Below are 24017 nucleotides of genomic sequence, written 5' to 3' on the forward strand. Positions count from 1 at the left end.
TCTCCATCCATTTCCATACCCAGAAACAATGTCTTTTTCATTACTGTTAAATACATGGTTTAAAGTAATTGGCATTTTGCTGCCACTCATACTTATATCATTATGGATAAAGACAAGATTGCCATTAAAATCGTTAACATATCCAGTTCCTGCTCTCCCTACATCCTGAGAATGGTAAGTCCAGTAGTTTTCTAATCCTGAATTATTAACATACTGTATTGCTATTACTGGTCTAGCTATTGCAAGATTATTACCATACTCATCATAATCACTTACATCCGAGGAAAAAAACTGATTATAGCTAAGAGTTTCATCACTGTTTCTAAGCATTAATCCATAGTTTGCACCGTCTCGAAGCCATTCCTTTACTACTCTTGTTATATCCCATGTAACCCAGCTGCCTGCAGCAGTGCTAACTAGCTGATAATCTTCTATTCTTTTATCGTTTACTGCCGGTGCATTGCTCCAACTTATACTTGCTGGATCCCAAGGTGCCAGCACCTTATAAACATTAACCTGTCGTTTATCATAGTTTGATATTGCCAAGTTTAAGTTTAGATAAGCTCCTACTACTAAGTCACCGGACGTTAACTTATCTGTTGGCAGTGTAAACCTAATAAAGCTTCTTGTGACACCAAAATCATTAAATTTTCCTACTCTTAGAGCAACACTTTTTCCATAGTTTGAATTTGAGTAGTTTGAGGAGATATAGCTATCAAAAATACTTTTAGCTTCCTGTGGTGTTGAAATTGTTGGATCTATAATAATAGGATATTTTCTATTAGCATCCTTTAACCATTGGTTGTTCGGAATCCATGATAAATTATAGCCCTTTTTATCTTCAATAAGAGTTACCTTAATATCCTCACTTGTTTCTCCATTTCCATCATACATAAAGGGTGGATCAATCTTAAATACAACTATTGATGTGTCCTTATCATCATAAAATACTATTGAATAGTCTTGCTGAATTTTTGGCACCAAATTTTTTACATTCAAATTAAAAGTAAATACAGGATTATCTACTTTGCTTTTGATTATTAAACTTTCTTTTAAATTATTTGCAATTATTGTGTATTGTAAATCTATATTGGGATACACATTTTGGAATTCTACTGTAGATGAGATGTTTTTTAGAGTTTGTTTATTTAGATTTTCAGTTTCAATGATTTTGTTGCTTTCATCTTGCTGTTGTCTGTATTTAACTTGTTTATCACTGCTTTTGTTTCTAGGTTGATGCTCGTTTTTAGATCTCAACTTTTCTTTACCTTTTACTTTACCATTAGAATTTGAAGCTTTATCAATTCCCCAAGATATTTCATATTTATCTTTTCTAATAGTCACTAATTTCTTATTTTTAACCTTTTTACCAATCTTAATTTTAATGTCATTTTCCCTATTTTCAAATACATCGTTATTTTCTTCGTCTTTACTATCTATTATTGAGTTATCTATATCTTTCCACTGCCCATCACTATAATAGTGAACATTTTCATTATAAATAACTGCTTCAAAGGTTAGATCTTCTTTTAAAAAGTGCTTAACATTCTTTTCTCTTTTTTCTTTAACTTCTCCCACTATTCTTTTCTTTTTTCTTTTAGGATTGATTATTTCAGGTTTTTTAGTTGATTCTGATAGATTAGAATTATTCTGCCTAAGTAGATTAGTCTTTTTATGTTTTCCCATAAAATCCTCCTAAATCAGCACTATTGTATCATCTTATGCTTCTTGAAGGGAATTTGTTACTTTCAATATTAGTTAACTTAGCTCGCTATAATTCTTATTTCTAATATCTTCTTATCCCATTATGTGATAATATTATTCTTACCATTCTATAAAATGGTTATAATATGAATAGATTTATATTTATAAAACATATAAAAACTACATTTTAGGCCTAACTAGAAAAATACCCAAAGGAGAGATAAAATATGAAGAAATTACAATTAACTAAAGTTGACTTAGACAAGGTAAAGGTAGGTACTCCTCAGCCTATAGTTAAGCAGCATATTCATGGTGGAACCTACGTTGGAGATAAGAAAGATGGCAAAATGGAAGGACAGGGAACCTACTATTATAAGGATGGCAGTAAATACGTAGGTCAATGGCACAACAACCAAATGAATGGTCAAGGTACTCTTACCTGGATATCTGGAGAGAAGTATATTGGAGAATGGAAAAATGATGAAAAGCATGGCTATGGAATATATACTTGGCCAGATGGTGAAAAATACATAGGTAACTGGGAAAATGGTGAAAAATCAGGAGAAGGCATTTACATCTGGTCTGATGGCGACACTTATGCAGGAAGCTGGAAAAATGATTTAAGACATGGTGAAGGAGTTCATACCTGGCCAGACGGTGAAAAATACATAGGTCAATGGAAAGATGATAAAAAGGAAGGACAGGGTATGTTTGTCTGCGTTGATGGAGAAGTTATTGTAGGAGAATTTAGCGATGACAGGCTGGTAGAAAAATAAAATAGATTGTCAACTTACTAATAAGGGTAGTTAGGTTTGTGTAAATCACAACCTAACTACCCTTATTTTTACATAATTCATGTTTAATGACATGTATAACACACTTTAGACATAATTTAACAGGTATGTTGAGTTTTATGAAAATTATGGTATAATTAAAACTGTTATTAAAATAGTAGCTTAAACAAATAATAGTTAAACTAAACAAGGCAAACTTATCTAAAGATAAGGACGCAAAGCCATGAGTCTAAAGGATATTTTCCTATGATTGTCAGGTTGCTAGGTTAACGCTGTTTAAAAATCGTATTGCTTAGCATTGCTATTTTTTGTTTTTGCAGCAAGTTATTAGGAGGAGTTACTATGTATAAGAATGTACATATAGTTGGAGTTGGAGCATATCATCCCAACAAACAATTGGATAATCACTATTTTATCGAGCATTTTAAGAAATACCAACTTGAAGATCATGCTGCAGCGCTTATGTCCAAGTTAGGTAGAGAAGTTAGAACACTTGCCGATAATAATGAAACTAGTGTTACTATGGCAGTTAGAGCCTCTAATGAAGCTTTAGTTAATGCAGGATTATCTATATCTGATATTGATATGATTATCTCAGTTTCAGACACCCCTGAATATCTATCACCTTGTTGTGCTCTTTTAATCAAAAATCAGCTTAAAGCAGAGAATGTTTCGTCAGTCTTCGATGTTAACTCTAATTGCATAGGTATGATAACCGGTATGGACATAGCCGCTAGATATCTTAAAACTGACAAAAAATACAAAAGAATATTAGTTGTTGGCTCATTACTAATTAGCAAACTAGCTAGAGAAGATGACATGGTTGCCTTTGGCTGTTCTGCTGACGGCGCAGCTGCATTAGTGCTTGAAGCAAAAGAGGAAGAAGAAGAAAGAGGAATTTTAGGTTCTAGAATGTTTACAGATGATTCCTACTATTGGTCTATAACTATGCCAGGATGCGGTATGTCAAATATTCCCAACAGCTGTATTGATTCTGAAGACAAAAAGATGTTTTGGAAACCCTTTGATTTTAGTTTTCTTTCGGAAAAATGGAGTGAAACAATTATAGAACTTTTACAAGATCATGGATACAAACCAGAGAACGTTAACCATTATTTTATGTCACAATTTTCACGAGTAGATCTTGAGTTAACCTTAGACAAGCTTCATGCCGATATAAGTAAAGCAACCTTCATTGGAAACAAATATGGATATACTGGGTGTACAAGCCCTATTATGGCTTTAGATGACAGATTAAAATATAAAAAATTTGATAGAGATGATATAGTTATATTCTGCTCAGTAGCCTCTGGATATAGTATAGGAACTCTATTGTACAAATGGTAGTAATTTCAAGGAGTTGAATAATAATATGCAAATTGATTCAAACACTATAGTTAAATATCAAGAGCAAACATTAAAATTCGTCATAGTTATCTACTCTATAAGTGCATTAATAGCAGGATCAATGTTTGCTATAATGAAGCTATTAGGTTTATATAATGAAGTTAGTTGGACTTATTTAATCACACTATTTTTTCTAGGTATTCTTGAAATAGTTGTTCTCACTGTTATGTATAAGCAAGCAATTGCAGATAAAAAGCTTAACAATAAAGTCTTTAAAAACTTAAAAATGGTTATACTTGCTGCTTCTTATATAAATTACATATATATGGGTTTCATAATTCCATCTAGAGAACTTTGGGTAACAGTGTTTTATTTTATCATACTAGGTTCCCTATTTTTAGATAATAAGATGAATATAATTTCCATTATATTAAGTGTTATCTCAGAAATTATATTGTTCACTACAAACCCTTATACATTGCCAGATCAGTTCTTTTTAAGAGAGTTGATTCTTAGAATAATCTCTATATTCCTAGTTTCCTTTGCTATTATAGCTTTTACATCTTTTTCATCTAGACTACTAAATTCTATTGAAAAAAGCGAAGAGGAACTAAAGAATAATAACGAAAATATACGTAATTTATTTAATAAAACTGCCGAGTTTGCTAAATGCTTATTAAGCTCAAGTGAAACATTAGCTGCTATAGCTACGGAAGAGAGCAAATCTATGGAGGAAATATCAAACACTACTCAAACAATTTCTGAAGATGCAGATAAGCTGCTAAATAACTCTACTGAAAATACTAGAGTACTCAATGAACTTTTAAACGCAAACGAATCTATCTCAATTAAAGCTAAGGATACTGAAAGTAATTCTACAAATCTCATTCATTTATCTAATCAAAATGAAGAGGCATTAACTGAAACTCTAAATATTATAAGCAGCATAAAAGATAGTGTAGAAAATACCTTTGATGCTACAAAGATACTAGAAGAAAAATCTCAACAAATCGATGATATACTCTTTATAATAAGAGAAATATCTGAACAAACTAATCTTCTTGCGTTAAATGCATCAATTGAGGCCGCAAGAGCAGGCCAGCTTGGAAAAGGTTTTGCAGTTGTTGCAGATGAAATCAGAATTCTTGCTGAAAATACAAGGAATTCCCTAAACGATGTAGCTCTAATTACTAATGAATTTAAAGAAAGAGTTATTCAAGTAGAGCATCTCATGACTGAGAATACTGAAAAGATAAACAATGGAGATGCTATTATAAACAATGCTGTTGACAACATTAGGATTATGCTAACTGGGTTAAAGGATTCTGGAAAAAATATAAAAGAAATAAGTAAGTTAACTAATACTCTTCTATTAGAAACTGAAAATGTTGTTACTTTTAATTGCAATATTTCTGACACCACAAAGGAAGCTATAAATAATTTTAATTTAGTTAGCAAGTCTATAAGCCAAAACCTAGCTGTAAGCGAGGAGTTAACCAGCAGTGCCGAGAGTTTAAAAAATATTGCTGTTGAAATGAATAAATTAATTTCCTAAAATAGTAATTTTGTAAACATACCTCTTGTAATTTTTTAACTCTTATTTTTATCAATAGATAGAAGTGTAAAATATAATTAACCATGAAAAAGTCTCCTGTAATTGACTTTATCCCAAGTCTGACTACAGGAGATTACTTTTATACTTTAAGCTGTAACAGTATAGTTACTTATGTTCAGATAACTGTACTCCGCCCACACCTACATTATCAGCATCATACTCATCAATAAGTACAACAAAAGCTTGTTTAGGTATATTAGTTATATCACTTAATGTTTCTGAAACCCTTTCTATTACTTCCTTTTTCTTTTCCTTAGTAAGTTTTGATATTCCTACTTTTACAACTGGCATAATATCACTCCTTAGTATATTTAGTGCAATAATCACTACACCAATTTATTTTTTCTATCTATTTATGTTGTAGATATTCTTATTTTACCTTATATAAAGGATATCATTCAATAATGCACTTTTTTGTAGTATAGTACCCTTGTTGATACTAATTTCTCTTACTTTTTAGCTATATATTTTCTAATATCAAAAGCCACTGCAGAAACAATTATAAGACCTTTTATAATAAGCTGCCAGTAAGGACTTACCCCTATAAAAGTTAATCCATAGTTTATTACACTAAATATAAGTACACCTACTACAATTCCTGGAACTGTACCAACACCTCCAGATACTGACCACCCTCCAACAACACAGGCTGCTATTGCATCCATTTCATACATGTTACCATAATTGTTAGTTGCTCCACCAGTTCTCGCAGCCTCAAGAACACCAGCAATACCATAGAGTGTGCCGGCAATGATATATAGCCATAACAAACTACTTTTTACATTTATACCAGAAACTATTGCTGCATCCTTGTTTCCTCCTATTGCATACAGATTTTTTCCTAGTCTTGTTTTGTTTAACACTATCCATATCACTAATACTGTTATAATAGCAATTATTAATATATAGGGAATCCCAAATAAAGAACCTGTCCCAAGTTCTGAAAAATCCTTTCTTAATCCTCCTATAGGTTGTGAATTATTCGGAGGAAGATCAAAATAAATAGAGTTTGCTCCATATACAATAACCATTGTACCTAAGGTTGCTATAAAAGGCGGTACTTGAAACCTCGATACAACAAAACCATTTAAAACACCTACTGCAAGTCCCGCTGCTACAGCGATTAGAATTGGTAATATAAGCGGAAGATGAGGTAAATTAGGATAAAATCTATTTGTATATGCAGGTGATTGAAGCATGGAAGCAGAAATAACTGCTGAAAAACCAACTACACGACCAGCGGAAAGATCTGCACCACCAGTTAATATTATAAATGCAGCTCCTAAAGCAATAATTACTCTTGTAGAACTCTGAATCAGAATATCTCGAAGACAACTTACTGATAAGAAACGAGGATCTTTTACAGCAATACCTAATATTAATACTACTAAAACTATGTAAATTGCATTCTGTTTAATAAAACCAAATACCTTTTTTCTATCTAAATCAGCCATTTATAGAAACCTCCCCATTTTACACCATATACTTACTTGCAAGGGTCATTATTTTTTCTTCTGTAGCAGTTTTTCCATCGATTATCCCTGCAAGTTTTCCTTCGCACATAACCATTATTCTATCAGACATACCTAAAAGTTCAGGCATTTCCGAAGATATCATCACAATACTTTTACCTTGCTTTGCTAACTCTACTATTATTGTATATATTTCATATTTTGCACCTACATCAATACCACGAGTAGGTTCATCAAGAATCAATATATCTGGTTCTGTAAGAAGCCATCTAGCAAGAAGTACTTTTTGCTGATTTCCCCCTGATAAGTCTTTAATTAATGTTTTAAAAGAAGGAGTTTTAGTCCTAAACTTTTTTATCCCCTCCTCTGTATCTTCTCTTCTTTTTTTGTCATTAAGTAATCCAATCTTATTTCTATAGTTATCTACATTTGCTACTACTGTATTTTCAAGAACGGACAACACAGGAAATATACCTGTTGCTCTACGTTCTTCAGTAAGTAATGCGATTTTATATTTTTTTGCATCAATGGGAGACTTTATATTAACTTCCTTACCATTTATAAAAATCTTCCCAGATTCTATGCTTCTAAGTCCAAAAACTGCCTCCCAAAACTCTGTACGTTGAGCTCCAACAAGCCCCCCTACCCCCAATATCTCTCCTTTTTTAAGCTCAACAGATACATTTTTAAAGGATTTGGGGAATATGGATGTAACTCCTTCTATTTTTAATACTACTTCACCAGGTTTATTATCCTTCTCCGGAAATCTATTTGTAAGGTCTCTGCCAACCATTTTAGATATTATAATATCTGTGGTAAGTTCTGATGCGTTCCAAGACCCAACCTTTTTTCCATCTCTCATTATGGTTACTTCATCTGATATTTTAAGTATCTCTTCAATTTTGTGAGATATATAAATTATCGCAACACCCTTTTTCTTTAAATCATTTATAATTTTAAAAAGGTGCTCTACCTCATTCTCCGTTAATGATGAGGTTGGCTCGTCCATAATTATAACTTTTGCCTTATAAGAAACAGCCTTTGCTATTTCCATTTGTTGTACCACAGATACTGATAAGTTGCCAACTACGGTGTTAGGATTAATATCCATATCTAAGCTTTTAAAAAGCTCTTCAGTATCCTTATACATTTGTTTTTCATCTACCAATTTAAATAATCCATAGTTTTTCATAGGAAATCTTCCAAGCCACATATTCTCCATTACATTTCTAAATTTAACAGGGTGAAGTTCTTGGTGAATCATTGCAATTCCTAAGTCCAGTGCATCCTTTGAACTATTTGTCAATACCTTTTCACCATTTAACAATATATCACCGGAATCCTGTTTATATATTCCGAAAAGACATTTCATAAGTGTAGACTTTCCAGCACCATTTTCTCCCATCAATGCATGTACAGAGCCTGCACGAACCTTAAGTGTTACATTATCTAATGCCTTTACACCAGGAAACTCCTTTGAGATGTTATTCATTTCCAGTAGATATTTATCTTCATTCACTCTACCGCCTCCTGTAGTTCTTTAATTTGCCAAAGAAAAGAAGTGATAACTTTTTCACCTACTAAAACATAAACTTTTCTATATAGACCAAAATAAATCTACTTGCTTATAATCAGAAAACAAGGTAGTAGCAGAAAATCATACTACACCTTGTTTTTATCTTCACAATATTTTAGCTTGTAATATTAATCCTTATTTAGCGTCATTCATATTGTCTTTAGTTATTGGTTTATAGTTTATCCAAATATATTTTCCATCAGTTATATCATAACCTATATTTTCTTTGCTTGGAGTTTGTCCTTTTGCAAGTACTTCTGAAACTTTAAATGTAGCAATACCTTGATTTTTAGCATCATTAAGTACTGTTCCTAGCATAGTTCCGTCTCCAATTGCTTGTAATCCTGGTGCAGTAGCATCAACTCCAACTACTGGAACATATTTATCTCCTTTAAAATATCCACCAGCTTTTAAAGCTTCTATTGCTCCAAGAGCCATATCGTCATTATTAGCAAATACTGCTTCTATTTTGTCTCCATTTGAAGCTAAGAATGCAGCCATTTTTTCCTGTCCTTTTACACGATCCCACATAGCTGTATCTTCAGCAAGCTTTTGTGTCTTTAATCCTGCATCTTCTACTGCTTTTATTGAATATTTTGTACGTAATTCAGCATCTTGATGTCCTGGTTCACCCTTTAACATTACATATTGGATAACTCCATCCTTGTTTTTATCTGCTTCTGGATGAGCCTTCCAGTACTTAGCTATAAGTTCTCCTTGCATTGTTCCAGATTGCTCTGCCTTTGCACCTACATAGTAAACCTTATCCCATTTTTTCATGTCTTCTGGTAAAGGCTCACGGTTAAAAAATACTACTGGTATATTAGCTTTCTGTGCTTTATCAATAATTACACCTGCAGCAGTACGATCAACAGGGTTTATTTCTAAGCTTTTAACCTTCTTTGTTATAAAGAGGTCAACCTTATCATTTTGTGTAGTCTGTGAATTTTGGCTATCTACTATTTCTACATTAGCCTTGTCCTTTGCAGCCTCAGAAATGGCATTACGAACTCCAGTCATAAAAGTGTCATCGAATTTATAGATAGCGCATCCTATGGATGGCTTCTCACTTTTATTTTCTGTGGAACTGCTTGTTTGTTGAGATGAACTACATCCTGTAAATCCGGTAGCTAATGCTGCTGCCAATACTACCATTGAAATTACTTTTTTCATAAAAAGTACCCCCTAAGTATTTAAAATTTTAATATATTAATATTACAAGCCAAGCTAGTATCATAAAATATTTTTACGAAATTAACCTAGCTGGTAATATTTAACCTTAAAGCATTAATATTTATTAACAATAATTATGTAAACCTAATTAACTAGGGTCTTTTCCATATACTTTAATTTATTTTAGTTCTTAAAAATTTATTACATATATTGAAATATTTTATTATTTTGCGCTATTTACACTTTTCTGAAAAGAGACTAAATATATTATTCTATAAAATTCCTTAAATTCCTTCATGTTACATGATAATAATCCCAATAAGCAGAAATTTTTATAACAAGTTCTGTTAACTCTAAGCCGTAACATAATAAAAACTATTGTAAAGTCTAGGATTTTACTACCTAAACTTTACAATAGTTTACCTAATTAAAAGATCTCCAAAAGTCACCGTTAGTGTCGATAATATTCATGATATCCTTAAAATCTATTTTAAAGGTTGGCGTGCCTGCAACATATGGTGCGATTTCATAAACATTAAAATAAATATAAAGAGCATCGTCCTTTATATAAAAAGGTTGGTCCTCCTTAATTCCCTTGTAACTGTCTAACCAAACGTATTCATACTGTTTATCATTTTTTATTTTATATTCTATAATATCACTTAACACTTTCACATAGTTACTATTCTTTTTGAACAAATCTTTAAGCTGATAAAATACTCCTGTTACTAAATCAACATTAGCATAAACTCTAGTTGGCATTCCATGAGCTGCACCAAAGTAATATTGGTATCCCACAAGCTCTAAAACTAATAAATTCTTTCTGAAAAATTCAACGGAAAAGTCCCCAGTATAACTATATTCAAGTTGTATGTCAACATCAATAGGTTTAACCTGTGATAACTCTTTTAACTTGATATTCGCCTTTTTTTGTCTTTGCTTATTTTTCATACCTTCAACTTGTGGATAGTACACCAGGTAATCCTTATTTGGTTTATATTTTTCTTCCTTTACAGCATACTGATTATTCAATGGAATTACAGTATTTTGCTTAAATATAACTTTTCCCATTTTGCTATAGTAGGATAACCTCTGGTCAACCTCTGCCCTAATCAAGTCTCCTTCAAAGGATAGTACTCCACTTCCCTCTACCTTAGGAAGGCCTTTAGCTGCCATTCCTGTTCTATCAATAAAAAATGTATATTTACTATCATAGGCGGAGGCAAATCCACTGCTATAATTTGATACACCGTAGTAAATAAAATCAGTAAGAAGTTTACCATCAGCATTTGCAATAGCATATTTTGAACCTATACGTGGATTTTCTTTACTAATAGCTATTCCCAGAGAGATCATACTTTCTCCTAGCAAATTCACATCGTTATACCTAGGCATAATTATAAAATTACCTCTTCTGTCAATGACACCATAACTGTTACCATAATCTTCAGCAACATTAACCACTGCTCTACCTTCATTAAAAGGCTGTGCACTGGTGTATCTAGTTAGTATGACCACATTTCCACTTTCATCTATATAACCATACTTACCTTCTTCATTTTCCTTGAATGCTAAAAGGCCTTCATTTAATTGTCCTACAAAGGCATATTTATAAGTATTTAGCTTTTGTCCCTTAGTATTTATAAGTGCATATTCTCCTTCATTTATTTTAACAACAGCCTTACCATTTTTAAAATCACCTGCATCTTTATAATTTAAGGATATTGCTTCATTACCTTCTTTATCTAAGTATCCATATAGCCATTGTCCCTCTGTATTAGTTCTTACTGCTATTACCATTCCTTCGCTGTAGCTTCCTATAAATGAGTAGGATTTTTTAGTTAACTCAATTCCTTTTTCATCAATTACCTTAAAGCCGCTACTGTCTACCACTGATGCCCTACCTTCTGAAAATTGATTTATAGTATCATACTTAGGCTGGATAACATATTTTCCTGTCTCATCAATAACCCCATAAAGATTGTTTTCTTGAACAATTGCAAGATTATTATCCTGGAAACTATATGCATTAGTATAAATAGGCTTAATTATAAAATCACCATTATTGTTTATAAATCCCCATTCTACACCACCTATAATTTTTACAGATGCTGGGTATAACTTTATACTTCTATTTTGTAACTTTTCTAATATTTTTCTTTCTAGTTTAATTAGATCATCCTCAGAAGGGTATTCATATTTAAATTTCATAACTAACTTCATAGCCATATGGACAGATCTTAAAGCTTTTTCCGGCATTTCAGCCTTTAACTGAGCATCTGCAAGATAGTACCAGTAAAAGGCAGCCTCCGGTAATTCCTTTACCCTATTTTCATAGTATGAGACCACTCTTTTAAAATAATAAGGATATACATCTAAAGCTGGAACTAATTTTTTACCATCCCATCTAAGAACTTCAACTTTATATGCCTTTCCCGTATCCTTCTTCCACAATGCTATTTCTGCTTTTCCATCTTTGACATTGTCTCCCACCATGTCTTTAACCTGGATTTTACTATAAGGTATATCTTCATTAAGTATGTTTTTAAGCCCCTTTTCTGTCCATTGAAAAATGTCAAGCTCAGCCCAGATGGCCCCCACTTGCCATCCTATTATTAGATTATTAGTTTGTTTATCTTCAACCTTGTTAGCATTTAGATAGTTTATATCGTAGCCCTTACCTTTAATGCTAGCAGCTACACACCATACATCTTTGTAGTTTTTTATTATAACAACATAACATTCACCCTTTAACTTATAGGCTGCAATTATTTCTGACTTTTTATCTCCATCTAAGTCTGCTGTGATTATTGCCAATCTTTTATAGGGTTTTTTAAACCATAAAAGCTCTGCCATAGGTGGCAAAAAATTTTTGACAAAATTACTTAAACAAGTTTCGCAGTACATTATTATGCTTCTCCTATTTATTACTCTTAGGGATATTATATGAATGCTGTCTATATATGTGTGACAAATTGATAAATAAATTAATTGTTTTTCAATTTTTGCTCTTAAACAATTTTCCCTATAAACTCCGAAGTTTATCTCTTAGTGATGAGTAAACATTCGGTTTCTGTCGTTTTTTCATTAATGAAAAATATAGAAAAAAAGTATATAGTATACTATAATATTAGAATAGGTGACAAATATTGTATTATTAACAAAATAATATAATAAACTGTATAATTTAGGTTTATTGTGTTGCAGGAGGAATGCTATATGGAGCAACAAATTGTCTCTAAATTCAACAAGTGTAATTTATTAAATAGAAAGTCAAATATAGTTACATACTTATTCGGAATTATTTTATGTATTACAGCTTCCCTCTTTATAGCACCAAAGAACTACTCATTATTTCATAGTACAATGATGTTTACTGGTATAATAGTACGATTTTCAGTGCTTTTATTTGCACTTAATACCTACGATATTTTGAAAAATGATTTTCTACTGGTACTAGGTATAGGCTACGGTTTCGTAGGCAGCCTTGATATCCTCTATACCATTGCTTACTGCCAAGCTAAAGCCTTAGGCTTCTCTCATACAAACCTAACTTCTCAGTTATGGGCCTCTGCTAGATTTTTAGGATCTGTTGCAACTTTAATAGCTAGCATAATTTTATATAAAGATTTTAAGAAGTTAAAAATAAATCTATTCTTTTATGGATACTTTATTGTAACCTTTTTCATATTAATATCTATATACTATTTGAGAATATTTCCTAATGTATACATTACGAATAAGGGCTTCACCGCTTTTAATACCTATACAAGGAACATAACCTGCTTCATTTTTCTATGCAGTATGGTACTATTTTTTAAAGCAAGACACAAATCAAATAGAGAAATGATTGTATTTATGGAACTTTCAGTTGGCCTTAGAATTTTAAGCGAACTTATGTTTTCTATTTTCACTAATCCTTATGGTATTGTTCATATAACTGCCTTTGTTCTAAGGGCACTTTCCTTCTACTTACTTTATAAAGCGGTTATACAAATAGGCTTAAAGAAACCATATAGAAAATTATACAGTGATTTCATAGAAACTCGCGAAAAATTGTTTAACGAAAACAATCAAAAAAGGCTATTGGAAGAGGCATTTTTAAAGAATGACGAATGCTACCAGCTTCTAATTGAACATTCTCATGATGCTATCATGATATATGCAGAAAATAGAATTATTTTTGCAAACGACACTGCCTCCAGACTTGTAGGCTTTGAAAATAGTAATGATCTTATTGGACTGGCTGTTACAAATTTCTTACATGAAGATGAAAAGATGAATTTTAAAAATTCCATTAATAAAATAATCTCAGAAAAAAATATCTCTTATTCTTATGAATCTAAAATTTTAACTAAAGAAGGGACTTCTATTGATATTGAAGGCCGCGCAACTTACATTATCTATGGTGGCAAAACTGCCATATTGGACATTATGAGAGATATTAGCTCTGATAAACAAGTTGAAATACTAAAAAAGGATATAGTGGAAAATCAACGTATACTAAAGGAAACTCTAGAATTTAATAAAGTACTTACTGAACACTTCGCTAACATATCTCATGAACTTAGAACACCCTTAAATGTAATACTAGGTGCTGTACAAATACTTCCTATATATACCAAGGATGTATCTTCTGCTAACTTAGTTAAGGTGAGAAATTATTTGAAGACTATGAAGCAGAACTGCTATAGGCTTTTAAGACTAGTAAATAATTTTATAGACTTATCTAGAATAGATTCTGGTTTTTTTACCTTGAATTTAAAAAATCATAATATAATTAGTGTAATTGAAGATATTACTATATCCGTAGCAGAATATGTAGAAAGTAAAGGTATAACCCTTATATTTGACACAGATATAGAAGAAAAATTTATGAGCTTTGATGCTGATAAAATAGAGCGGATAATGTTAAATCTATTATCCAATGCTATAAAATTTACAACCTCTGGAGATGAAATAAACGTAATAATATCCGATAATGGTGAGAGTATAAGTATATCTGTGAAAGATACCGGTCCTGGTATCCCCAAGGATAAGCTAGAAATCATCTTTGAAAGGTTTAGACAGGTTGATAAATCTCTTTCTAGACGAAGTGAGGGCAGTGGAATTGGTCTTTCTCTTGTAAAAGCACTTGTTGAGCTTCACGGAGGAGAGGTATCCGTAAGGAGTTCTATAGGAGTGGGTACTGAGTTTATAATAGAGCTTCCTGTAAAAATATTAGAAGGTCAAGCTAAAAACATAAAGGAGATACATACCAAATCCAAAATCGAGAGAATTGACATTGAATTCTCCGATATATATTCTTTAAATAGCTAATTAAAAGCAAATTATATTTTAGGAGGTCTCAGAGTATGTTGAAATTATTAAAGAAGAGAAGAAGCATTAGAAAGTATGAAGATAAGAGAATTGAAAAGGAAAAGATTGTTGAAATAGTCCAAGGCGCTCTTTTATCTCCTTCTTCTAGAGGTTTAAATCCTTGGGAATTTATTATAGTAGAGGATAGGACTCTACTAGAAAGACTTTCTCATTCAAAACTAGGGTCATCCTTTTTAAAAAATGCACAACTTGGTATAGTTGTACTTGGAAATTCTTCCCGAAGCGATGTTTGGATTGAAGACACATCTATTGCTTCAGCCATAATTCAGCTTACTGTAGAATCTATGGGGCTAGGCTCCTGTTGGATACAAATAAGAAAACGAAATCATACAGAAGGAAAAACTGCTGAGAATTATGTTAGGGAGATTTTAAATATCCCAGATAACATAAATGTTTTATCTATAATTTCAATAGGATATCCAGATGAAATAAAAGAGGCCCATAAAGAAGAAGATTTGGATTACGAAAAGGTACATAGTAATAGTTATGGAAAAAGGTATGATATTAAATAACTTGTAACTTACCTTTTTTATAATGTAAAAACTTATAGGAGATGGGTGGTTTAGTATTAATATCACTCATCTCCTATTATCTACAATTAGCCTAAATCTATAGTAAATGATTTAAACCATTATTTTACTTCCATTCCTCTAAAGTGAAGGATACATTCTTTTCTTTGCCACTAGTATCCTTTATTTTGAGTTTTATATTTTTTCCTGGCCCTACTGCATATAACTCTTCTTTTAATTGGCATGCAGTATTTATTGCTTTTCCGTTAACAGCTAAAATAGTATCTCCCTTTTTAATTCCAGCTTTTTGAGCACATCCGCCATCCTTACAATCATATACATGCACTCCTTCGGTAGCCTTAAACCCATATGCTTTAGAAAGCTCTTTGTCTAATCCTTGAATTCCCATAGTAGGAGTTGCAAATTTACCATCCCTGACTATTTTGCTTATTACAGGCTTAGCAATATTAATTGGAACAGCAAAACCCATAGCCTCTGCCGTAAGCACCTTTACAGTGTTAACGCCTACTACTTGACCATTTGCATTAATTAGTGGTCCTCCGCTATTTCCTGGATTTATAGATGCGTCTGTTTGAATTAACCCCTCCATGAAATTTCCTCCTTGGACTTCTATAGTCCTGTTTACCGCACTAATAATTCCTGCAGTCACTGTTCTTTGGAAGGTTAGTCCTAATGGGTTTCCAATGGCAATAGCCTGTTCTCCCACTCTTATTCCCTGTGAATCACCTAGTTCCGCTGCCGTTAACCTATCTGTGTCAATTTTAACAACTGCAAGATCCTGAACAGGATCAGCCCAAAGATTTGTTCCACCTACTTCTCTGCCGTCATATAAATATACAACTATATTTTCTACATTCCTTCCTGCTACATGGTTGTTAGTTAAAATATATCCCCTTTCATCCACTATAATCCCCGACCCGACTCCCTGTACCTTTTTCCCACCTTCTCCAATAACCGTTGCTGTAATTCCAACTACTGATGGAGATACCTTTGAGGCCACTTCTGAGGCACTTGTACTGTTACCTATAGTTGTTTTTCCCTGCTGGATATTAGCTCCCTGAGGTGCTGCTGGCTGCAGGGAATTTGAAGATAAATTAGTGCATCCACTATTTGTAATTAAAATGCTTATTAATACTCCAATAGATGTTATGTATTTACCAAATGGACATGAAGAAAAACCTTTTTTATATCCAAAATACATAATTACTCCTCCATTTCCTTTCTAAATGTTTTCTTATTCATCAAAAAAGATATCTGCTTGTTATTTTAGGCAGATATCCTTTGGTTTATTTTGTAAAATATATTCAACTAAACTGTGTCTTTAGATTTATCATAAGCCTCAGCTAACTGCTGTACAGGTGAATTATAAGGTTTTTCCCAATCACGATTTACAGTTAATTCTACAAGAGCTGAGTGACCAGCAATTATTTGATTTAAACTTGATGCATACATAGCTCTTAGCTCTGGAGTTGCACTAAGCATAGTAGCATTAAGATAGGCATCTGCAGCAGCTTTTGCAGACCCCATCATGCTGTTAGCTATAACTGCATCATCCATATCTGTTCCGTTTTTAACCATATTGCTTATGAAATTTGCCATACTATTGCACCTCCCCAGTTATTTCATTTTCATTTATAAATTGCTGTATACCTTTTATCCTGCCTTCCATAGCTAATACGCTAGCCTCTGCCTGTTTTTTTAATTCGTCATCTGTTATTAGATTTTGCATGGCCTTTGCTAATATTAAGCCATCCTTTTCCATTGTTAATAATCCTGTTAAAGATAATAATTCACCTTCTGAAAGTTTTCTCACTATAACACCTCCAAATTTAGTTTATAACTTTTTATATTCAATGTGGTTAGCTCCTGGATCGCTAACTACTACATCATCAACGACACCATCTTCAACTTCCTTTTTAAACAACGCTCCATCTTCTGGATGTCTGCTAAGTGGCAGATCCTCTTTAACTATATCCCTATACTCAAAGGACTGCCCGCTATCTATTCTATTGAGCTTTTCTAAATCCACATTACTTTTTATATCCATTTTTCTCCTCCAAATAGTTAATAGTAAAAGCCTGATATTATATTAACCATATTTAAGTTATATAAACTGGAAATTTACATCTATAAATTTAATGAAAACCTTATTGTGAATTAATTACTAAAGCTGTATTTATATTATCATTGTGCTTATAAAGGAACTATGTTAACTTCGAAATATGAACTATTGGAATAAAAGGAGACTATTATGTTTAAAAAAAGATTTAGAATCCTTCTAGGAATTTGTATGCTTTTACTATTTGCTTTTTTTAGTATGGTTTACTATGATAAGACAGAGGAGGTGTGGTACAATCTTTCTGGAAGCAAAATCAATAGTGGAGATTTAAAGGTAGTCACTAATTATGATCAATACTATGCTGCTGTAAAGGATGCAATGCTTAATTATGATAGCACCTTAACTTTAAGAACATTAAATTATAGTGAAAAGACTTATAATTTAGATGTAGTTGGTAAAATATCACAGGAAACTCCTCAATTATTAGGTATTATTGAAGGTACAACTATAACAGTGGTAAATTCTATTCCAGCAAAGTTAACACTTAACTTTAAGTATTATGATAGTAAAGAAAATCTGATAAACAAAGAAAAATTTGTGCAACAAAAGGTTGATGAGATAGTAAATAAAGTTATAAAATCAGAAATGAAGGATTATGAAAAGGAAGCTGCTCTTCATGATTATATAGTAAATAATGCTCAGTACGATGAAAGACTATTTACTAAAAATATGCCAAAGGAATCCTATACTGCTTATGGTTTACTAGCAAATAAGACAGGAGTTTGTCAAGGATATGCAGAGCTTATGGACAGGCTGCTAAAAGCTGTTGGCATTGAGTCAAAAATAATAATTGGTGAGGCTAAAGACGAAACAGGCTGGATTAGTCATGCTTGGAATATAGTTAAAATAGGTGGTGAATATTACCACTTAGATCCAACTTGGAATGATCCAGTTACGGAAAATAGCTCTAATGAACCTAGATATTCTTACTTTAATATTACCGATGAACAAATAGTAAAAAATCATAGATGGAATAAAAACAATTATCCAAAATGCACTAGTACAACCTACAGTTTTAATAATTTAAACTTAGTAGAGAAGGACAGAAGAGGCAACGCTATTAAAGTAGTGAAAAACTATAACGAGTTTTATAGTTCTATAAAAGAAGCTGTTAGACAAAATAACTCAGAGTTAACCTTTAGGATTTCAAATTACAGTGAAAGTATTTATGATGTAGAAAAGGCAGTAACTAAAATATACAATGAGCTTTGGAAAGACGGAGCTTACAGTTGGAGCCATTATACAGATGAAATTACAAATTCAGAATATCTAACTGTGACTTTTGAGTAGAAATGATAACACTTAAAGTATGATGGGACACAAAAGTTTTGGTGCACTGAACACCGGTGTGACCGATAGAGGTATACTGCTTGAAAGCCCTCATTTCAGGAAGAAGGTCTAATGCTGGCTCAACTTCGAAAATGAACTCAAACTCAATGCTTTCTGCGAAAGCTGAGTTTTCGTTAACATTTTGGAAATCGCTAGCATAAGACCTTCTAACCCTTATTCGAAGCTTTCTACTCAGTATACCTCTACCTACACACCTGTTTTTAGTGCAGCCAAAAGTTTTATTATATCCGTCATCACATATAAAATCTATGCGGTAGCATAGCTAATAAACCAAAGTGCTAGTAGTATTATTGGTCAGATTAATTGTTAAAACTTATAAATAAAAATGCGGAGCGTAGATATAACTACTCTATGTACTTAAAGTTTGTAATTCTGGTAAATGAAAGGTTCTTAATCAAGCTATGACACTTATTCTTTTATGCTTAAATACTTTGTAGAGTCCCTCCGGACAGATAAAATAACTGTTTATTTAGTAAAAACTCTTCTGCAATTCTATTAAAAATCTTATAACACAAGGGCTTGTCGCCCTATAATCTAAGGGTAATTTTATTTAGACAAAAGGAAACTTGTAATAAGAATTAAAACTTTGTAGCCTGTGTGTGGGTAGATATATAGTGCGGCAGTTAGCTTCGAACAAGACTACAGCCTCTTATGTTGGTGAGTTCAAAAAGGATTCAGATTTTTCAGCTCTCGAAGAGATGCATTGAAAAATTTGACCTTTTTGAAAATCGAGCCAACATTAGAGGCTGTTGTCGATGAGAGGGCTAACAGAGCACTATATATCTGCTCATATGCACAGGCTGCCAAGTCTAATTGCTAAGCCACCTTTGTGTCTCAATAATCTGCTAGGCTACTTCCTCATTCTTTAATCCACTTGGAAGTGTAAAAGATAACAATAAACTAATTGCAGTAATACATATTAATACTATAAACACTAAGTGAAGTCCTGAGTTTAAGGAAGCTTTTATCTGTTCAAGAGATACCCCTGTGCTAGCACTTGATGCAGAGTAAAGATTACTCGGATCTATGCCCATGATACCTAACTTGCTAAAGTATTTAATAATACTTAAATTAAACATACTTCCAAAAACACTTACACCTATAGTCTGTCCCAATGTACGTACAAGAGAGTTAGAAGCCGTTGCTGCCCCTCTTTTACTATAATCTACAGAGGATTGTACTACTATTGTTAAGGTTGTAAAACATCCTCCAAAACCAAATCCCATTATAGAAACATAGATTATAACTAACAATAGAGATGAGTTAACATCTAAGGTTGGTAGGAATATACAGCTTATTAATATAATAAGAGAAGATACTCCAATTACTATTTTTTCTCCATACTTAGGTATAGCTTTACCAAGAACCACTGAAGATAAAAGCCAGGTTACAGACATAGGTGCCATTGATAACCCAGAAATAGTTGCTCCAAACCCTAAAACATTTTGCATGTATAAAGGCATATAAACATCTGCTGCAATCAATACCGCTGAAGCTAAAAAGCTAATAATATTTACAATTATATTAGTCTTTGTGAAAATTTCAAAGGGAATGATAGGTTCCTCTGCTCTTTTTTCTATAAAGTAGAAGGCTGCTAGGGCTAAAGCCGTTGCCATTAAAGATATCATTATAGAAAAAGAACCTTTTCCTCCTGCCATTGTACCATATAAAAGGAATATAATAGCACTGGATAAAGCTACAGTACCTGCATAATCAATCTTGCATTTTTTCTTTGTAAAATTTTCATTTAGATTTCTTTGAAGCAGCCATATAGACAGTATTCCAAAAGGTATATTTATAAAGAAAATCCAATGCCATGAAAGATAATCTATTAAAAAACCACCTAAAAACGGTCCTGCAAGACTAGCTATTCCCCAGGTGCTGCTTATCCAGCCTTGTACCTTTGCTCTCTCTGAAAGATCGAAAACATCACCTACTATAGTATAAGTTACAGTAAAAATCGCCCCTGCACCTAGTCCCTGTAGTGCACGAAAGGCTATCAGCTGATGCATGCTTCTTGATAAGCCACATAGTGAACTACCTATTAGAAAAATTATTATTCCTATGGAAAGAACATTCTTTCTTCCATATAAGTCAGCTAGCTTTCCATATATAGGTGTAGAAATAGCTGATGTTAGCAAGTATAAAGAGAAAACCCAGCTTATTAACTCAAAACCATTTAATTCTCTTACTATTGTTGGCACAGCAGTAGTAACAACGGTTCCTTCTACAGCACCAAGAAACATTGCTACCATTATAGCTATAACTATGCTTCTTTTTTTCGAATCCATGTGGACATCACTTCCTTTATGTTATAATTCTGTTTTCAAAACAACAAATAACATTCTATCATTAATATAAAAAATTGCCAACCTTATTTATATGTAAATTTAACTACTCTAATGTTAACCTACATCAAAAACCACATCAAGAGTTTTTCCTAATGTGGCTAAATATACTATATCTGAACTAATTCATATTCCATACTTCCTAGTCCTATTTTTTCTGCATACTCAAGAGTGTTTCTTCCTCTTTTAAATACTGTCTTACCTGATGCCTTATCTAGAGCATCTAAGCAAGCTTTATCTATAGCCACTGGGTCTGTTGAAGCAAATACTCCTATATCCTTTGCTATTGGCTTCATACTATGTCCTTCACAATCACAGCCTCTCGTGATATTAAAAGCAAAAGTTATATATACATTCCTTTTATCCTTTGCAGCGGCATAAGCATATTCTGCTAACCTTTCATTGAAGGATTTTGACAGAGATTGAACCCAGCTATTTGAAATAGCACCGTAAGGACATCTAGCCTGACAGGCTGCACAGCCTACACATTTGTTTTTATCTATTTTTGCCTTTGTTCCTATAATTATTGCATTTTCTGGACAGTTAGCGGCACAGATTTTACATGCTTTACACTTAAAATAATTAACTTTAGGTTTTGAATTAGCATGTTGGTCAAGCTTTCCTCCTCTAGAGGCACAGCCCATAGCAAGCTGCTTTATAGCACCACCAAACCCTGCAAGACCGTGTCCTTTAAAATGACTGAGAACAATAACCTGCCTCTGTATTGCAATCTCCCTACCTATCTTACATTTTTCAAAATGTTTTTTATTTATCTCTACAGCTTCATAGGCTTCTCCATTTTCACCATCTGCTATTATTACAGGCAGCTGAGTGAATCCATGTTCCTCTGCCAGTTTCATATGCTTTGCTTTAGTTGTCCTTTCTCCCATATATAATACATTGGTCTCGATAAAGGCACTTTCTATTTCTCTTTCTTTTAAGTACTCTATTATTCCGTTAAAGTTTTCTGATTTTATGAAGGTCTTGTTTCCCTTTTCACCAAAATGAACCTTTAAAGGTATAAACTTCTCTAAACTTATCCCTTCCCTTTCAACAAGTTCCCTTATAAGCTCTGCAGCTGCCTTGCTTATTTCAGCAGTTTTCGAGTAAGACTCTATCTCTTTAAAATATACCTTTGCCATAAAATGTACCCCCTAATTAGACAATATAAAAGTCCTTATAGTTAGGTTATAAGGACTTTTATATTAATTCTATAATTCTTTAACAAAATCCTCTCCGAATTTCTTACATCTATCCTCTTCTTCCTCACCGGGATACCATAATTCCTTTATACCATCGTTAACTACCTCAAAGCCTGCCTTTTTCAAATCTTCAGTAATCATCTTTATATTCTCTCCACTCCAACCATAGCTTCCAAAGGCTGCTGCTTTTTTATTTTTAAAGCCTAAACCTCGTATCATTTCTAATATTCCTGAAGTTGATGAAAGAATGCCTTTATTTATTGTAGATGATCCAACAAGTATAGCCTTTGATTTGAAAATCTCTGTTATCACATCATTTTTATCAGTCTTTGCTGAATTAAATATCTTCAAATTTATAGTACTATCAGATTTCTTTATTCCTTCTCCAATTAGTTCTGCCATTCTCCTTGTGGCATTCCACATACTATCATATATAATAGTAATCTGATTTTCTTGATAATTTTTTGCCCATTCTAAATATTTGTTTACTATTTGTAATGGATTATCTCTCCATATGACACCATGGCTGGTGCATATCATATCTACTGGTAAATTCAACGCCAGTACCTCATTAATTTTCTTTTCCACAAAAACACTAAAAGGAGTTAATATATTTGCATAGTATTTTATTGCCTGCTGGTACAGTTCGCAGGTATCTGCTAGGTCATTATACATATACTCCGATGCATAGTGCTGTCCAAAGGCATCGTTACTAAACAGTATATTTTCTTCTGACATATATGTGAACATTGTATCTGGCCAGTGAAGCATTTTTGCCTCAACAAAGGTTAACTTGCTGTCTCCAATGTCTAAGGTATCCCCTGTCTTCACCTCAACAAAATTCCAATCCTGATGGTAATGTCCTTTTAGCAATTTAGCACCATTTTTAGTACAGTATATAGGAACATCTGGTATCTCCTTCATAAGCTCTGGAAGAGCTCCACTATGATCTGGCTCTGAATGGTTCATAATTATGTAGTCTATTTCTTTTAGGTTTATTTCCTTTTTCAGATTGATAATGAACTCTTTAGCAAAGGGGAGCCATACTGTATCCATTAATACTGTTTTTTTGTCTCTTATTAAATATGAATTATAAGAGGAACCCTTGTGAGTAGAATACTCCTCTCCATGAAACTTTCTAAGTTCCCAATCTATTTTACCTACCCATGTTACTTTATCATTAATTTTAAAACTCACGAGCAACACACTCCCTTTATAATATTGATGTTTCCTTTATTTTGCCACAAATTCCATCTTTTATTTATTACAAAGAAGTATTTTTCTTCCTCACTTTATTTCACTTATTTGACTATCAATTTGTCTTAAAGCATAGTCTCTTATAAAACAAAAATTTTTTAAAAAAATAACCTTGTTCTTTAAATCGAACAAGGTCATCAAATATAGGGAT

At 32.6% G+C, this 24017-nt stretch carries 19 protein-coding genes and 1 riboswitch; of the genes, 6 read left to right on the forward strand and 13 right to left on the reverse strand.

Annotated features, from left to right (window positions below):
• Positions 1–1686, reverse strand: a 1686-nt coding sequence (locus P8V03_RS06515) for a DNRLRE domain-containing protein (protein WP_318797397.1), incomplete at its 3' end; no start/stop codon positions are given.
• A 245-nt stretch (positions 1687–1931) separates the two neighbouring features.
• Here P8V03_RS06515 and P8V03_RS06520 point away from each other — a divergent pair.
• The 3 genes from P8V03_RS06520 (at position 1932) to P8V03_RS06530 (ending at position 5400) form a co-directional block, all read left to right on the forward strand.
• A complete protein-coding gene (locus tag P8V03_RS06520; RefSeq protein ID WP_261672578.1) occupies positions 1932–2480 on the forward strand; it encodes an MORN repeat-containing protein in 549 nt (182 codons plus the stop codon).
• Positions 2481–2678: 198 nt separating this feature from the next.
• Positions 2679–2764: riboswitch (cyclic di-GMP riboswitch) on the forward strand.
• A gap of 76 nt (positions 2765–2840) precedes the next feature.
• The gene (locus P8V03_RS06525) at positions 2841–3845 is read left to right on the forward strand and encodes a ketoacyl-ACP synthase III (RefSeq protein ID WP_261672577.1); all 1005 of its coding nucleotides are present in this window, start codon (positions 2841–2843) and stop codon (positions 3843–3845) included.
• A gap of 25 nt (positions 3846–3870) precedes the next feature.
• Complete coding sequence (locus P8V03_RS06530; RefSeq protein WP_318797400.1) at positions 3871–5400, forward strand: methyl-accepting chemotaxis protein; 1530 nt, start codon at positions 3871–3873, stop codon at positions 5398–5400.
• Positions 5401–5565: 165 nt separating this feature from the next.
• Here P8V03_RS06530 and dmpI read toward each other — a convergent pair whose 3' ends face one another.
• The 5 genes from dmpI to P8V03_RS06555 form a co-directional block, all read right to left on the reverse strand.
• A complete protein-coding gene (gene dmpI, locus P8V03_RS06535) occupies positions 5566–5751 on the reverse strand; it encodes a 4-oxalocrotonate tautomerase DmpI (RefSeq protein ID WP_261672575.1) in 186 nt (61 codons plus the stop codon).
• A gap of 158 nt (positions 5752–5909) precedes the next feature.
• Complete coding sequence (gene mglC / locus P8V03_RS06540; RefSeq protein ID WP_261672574.1) at positions 5910–6914, reverse strand: galactose/methyl galactoside ABC transporter permease MglC; 1005 nt, start codon at positions 6912–6914, stop codon at positions 5910–5912.
• A gap of 19 nt (positions 6915–6933) precedes the next feature.
• Positions 6934–8424: a sugar ABC transporter ATP-binding protein gene (locus P8V03_RS06545; RefSeq protein WP_261672583.1), complete on the reverse strand. Its 1491-nt coding sequence runs from the start codon at positions 8422–8424 to the stop codon at positions 6934–6936.
• 219 nt (positions 8425–8643) lie between these two features.
• Positions 8644–9681, reverse strand: coding sequence for a galactose ABC transporter substrate-binding protein (locus tag P8V03_RS06550; RefSeq protein WP_261672573.1), 1038 nt, complete (start codon positions 9679–9681; stop codon positions 8644–8646).
• Between the two features lie 423 nt (positions 9682–10104).
• A complete protein-coding gene (locus P8V03_RS06555) occupies positions 10105–12588 on the reverse strand; it encodes a WG repeat-containing protein (protein ID WP_318797405.1) in 2484 nt (827 codons plus the stop codon).
• Positions 12589–12900: 312 nt separating this feature from the next.
• On the opposite strand from P8V03_RS06555, the gene P8V03_RS06560 reads away from it, so the two are divergent.
• Both P8V03_RS06560 and P8V03_RS06565 read left to right on the forward strand, forming a co-directional pair.
• On the forward strand, positions 12901–15000 hold the full coding sequence (locus P8V03_RS06560) for a sensor histidine kinase (protein ID WP_318797407.1): 2100 nt from the start codon (positions 12901–12903) through the stop codon (positions 14998–15000).
• A gap of 35 nt (positions 15001–15035) precedes the next feature.
• A complete protein-coding gene (locus P8V03_RS06565) occupies positions 15036–15572 on the forward strand; it encodes a nitroreductase family protein (protein ID WP_318797410.1) in 537 nt (178 codons plus the stop codon).
• Between the two features lie 124 nt (positions 15573–15696).
• On the opposite strand, the gene P8V03_RS06570 is transcribed toward P8V03_RS06565, so the two are convergent.
• From P8V03_RS06570 to P8V03_RS06585, 4 genes are all read right to left on the reverse strand, one after another.
• Positions 15697–16791: a S1C family serine protease gene (locus P8V03_RS06570; protein ID WP_318797412.1), complete on the reverse strand. Its 1095-nt coding sequence runs from the start codon at positions 16789–16791 to the stop codon at positions 15697–15699.
• A gap of 107 nt (positions 16792–16898) precedes the next feature.
• The gene (locus tag P8V03_RS06575; protein WP_261672567.1) at positions 16899–17189 is read right to left on the reverse strand and encodes a spore coat protein; all 291 of its coding nucleotides are present in this window, start codon (positions 17187–17189) and stop codon (positions 16899–16901) included.
• Position 17190: 1 nt separating this feature from the next.
• On the reverse strand, positions 17191–17403 hold the full coding sequence (locus P8V03_RS06580) for a hypothetical protein (protein WP_261672566.1): 213 nt from the start codon (positions 17401–17403) through the stop codon (positions 17191–17193).
• A gap of 21 nt (positions 17404–17424) precedes the next feature.
• Entirely contained in the window at positions 17425–17637 is a 213-nt protein-coding gene (locus P8V03_RS06585; RefSeq protein ID WP_261672565.1) for a hypothetical protein, read from the reverse strand.
• A gap of 204 nt (positions 17638–17841) precedes the next feature.
• Here P8V03_RS06585 and P8V03_RS06590 point away from each other — a divergent pair, with 204 nt between their 5' ends.
• Complete coding sequence (locus P8V03_RS06590; protein ID WP_318797415.1) at positions 17842–18999, forward strand: transglutaminase domain-containing protein; 1158 nt, start codon at positions 17842–17844, stop codon at positions 18997–18999.
• Between the two features lie 905 nt (positions 19000–19904).
• Here the strand turns inward: P8V03_RS06590 and P8V03_RS06595 are convergent.
• The 3 genes from P8V03_RS06595 to P8V03_RS06605 all read right to left on the reverse strand — a co-directional run bounded on the left by P8V03_RS06595 (position 19905) and on the right by P8V03_RS06605 (position 23806).
• A complete protein-coding gene (locus tag P8V03_RS06595; RefSeq protein WP_261672563.1) occupies positions 19905–21350 on the reverse strand; it encodes an MDR family MFS transporter in 1446 nt (481 codons plus the stop codon).
• A 167-nt stretch (positions 21351–21517) separates the two neighbouring features.
• The gene (locus P8V03_RS06600; protein ID WP_318797418.1) at positions 21518–22549 is read right to left on the reverse strand and encodes a DUF362 domain-containing protein; all 1032 of its coding nucleotides are present in this window, start codon (positions 22547–22549) and stop codon (positions 21518–21520) included.
• 69 nt (positions 22550–22618) lie between these two features.
• The gene (locus P8V03_RS06605) at positions 22619–23806 is read right to left on the reverse strand and encodes an anaerobic nitric oxide reductase flavorubredoxin (RefSeq protein ID WP_318797420.1); all 1188 of its coding nucleotides are present in this window, start codon (positions 23804–23806) and stop codon (positions 22619–22621) included.
• Between the last annotated feature and the right edge of the window lie 211 nt (positions 23807–24017).

Origin of the sequence: Clostridium tanneri, assembly GCF_033659955.1 — a bacterium.
GTDB lineage: Bacteria > Bacillota > Clostridia > Clostridiales > Clostridiaceae > Clostridium_AM > Clostridium_AM tanneri.

Coding starts and splice junctions, on each gene's coding strand:
- P8V03_RS06520 (WP_261672578.1), top strand. CDS start 1,932: ATGAAGAAATTACAATTAACTAAAGTTGACTTAGACAAGGTAAAGGTA.
- P8V03_RS06525 (WP_261672577.1), top strand. CDS start 2,841: ATGTATAAGAATGTACATATAGTTGGAGTTGGAGCATATCATCCCAAC.
- P8V03_RS06530 (WP_318797400.1), top strand. CDS start 3,871: ATGCAAATTGATTCAAACACTATAGTTAAATATCAAGAGCAAACATTA.
- dmpI (WP_261672575.1), bottom strand. CDS start 5,751: ATGCCAGTTGTAAAAGTAGGAATATCAAAACTTACTAAGGAAAAGAAA.
- mglC (WP_261672574.1), bottom strand. CDS start 6,914: ATGGCTGATTTAGATAGAAAAAAGGTATTTGGTTTTATTAAACAGAAT.
- P8V03_RS06545 (WP_261672583.1), bottom strand. CDS start 8,424: ATGAATAACATCTCAAAGGAGTTTCCTGGTGTAAAGGCATTAGATAAT.
- P8V03_RS06550 (WP_261672573.1), bottom strand. CDS start 9,681: ATGAAAAAAGTAATTTCAATGGTAGTATTGGCAGCAGCATTAGCTACC.
- P8V03_RS06555 (WP_318797405.1), bottom strand. CDS start 12,588: ATGTACTGCGAAACTTGTTTAAGTAATTTTGTCAAAAATTTTTTGCCA.
- P8V03_RS06560 (WP_318797407.1), top strand. CDS start 12,901: ATGGAGCAACAAATTGTCTCTAAATTCAACAAGTGTAATTTATTAAAT.
- P8V03_RS06565 (WP_318797410.1), top strand. CDS start 15,036: ATGTTGAAATTATTAAAGAAGAGAAGAAGCATTAGAAAGTATGAAGAT.
- P8V03_RS06570 (WP_318797412.1), bottom strand. CDS start 16,791: ATGTATTTTGGATATAAAAAAGGTTTTTCTTCATGTCCATTTGGTAAA.
- P8V03_RS06575 (WP_261672567.1), bottom strand. CDS start 17,189: ATGGCAAATTTCATAAGCAATATGGTTAAAAACGGAACAGATATGGAT.
- P8V03_RS06585 (WP_261672565.1), bottom strand. CDS start 17,637: ATGGATATAAAAAGTAATGTGGATTTAGAAAAGCTCAATAGAATAGAT.
- P8V03_RS06590 (WP_318797415.1), top strand. CDS start 17,842: ATGTTTAAAAAAAGATTTAGAATCCTTCTAGGAATTTGTATGCTTTTA.
- P8V03_RS06595 (WP_261672563.1), bottom strand. CDS start 21,350: ATGGATTCGAAAAAAAGAAGCATAGTTATAGCTATAATGGTAGCAATG.
- P8V03_RS06600 (WP_318797418.1), bottom strand. CDS start 22,549: ATGGCAAAGGTATATTTTAAAGAGATAGAGTCTTACTCGAAAACTGCT.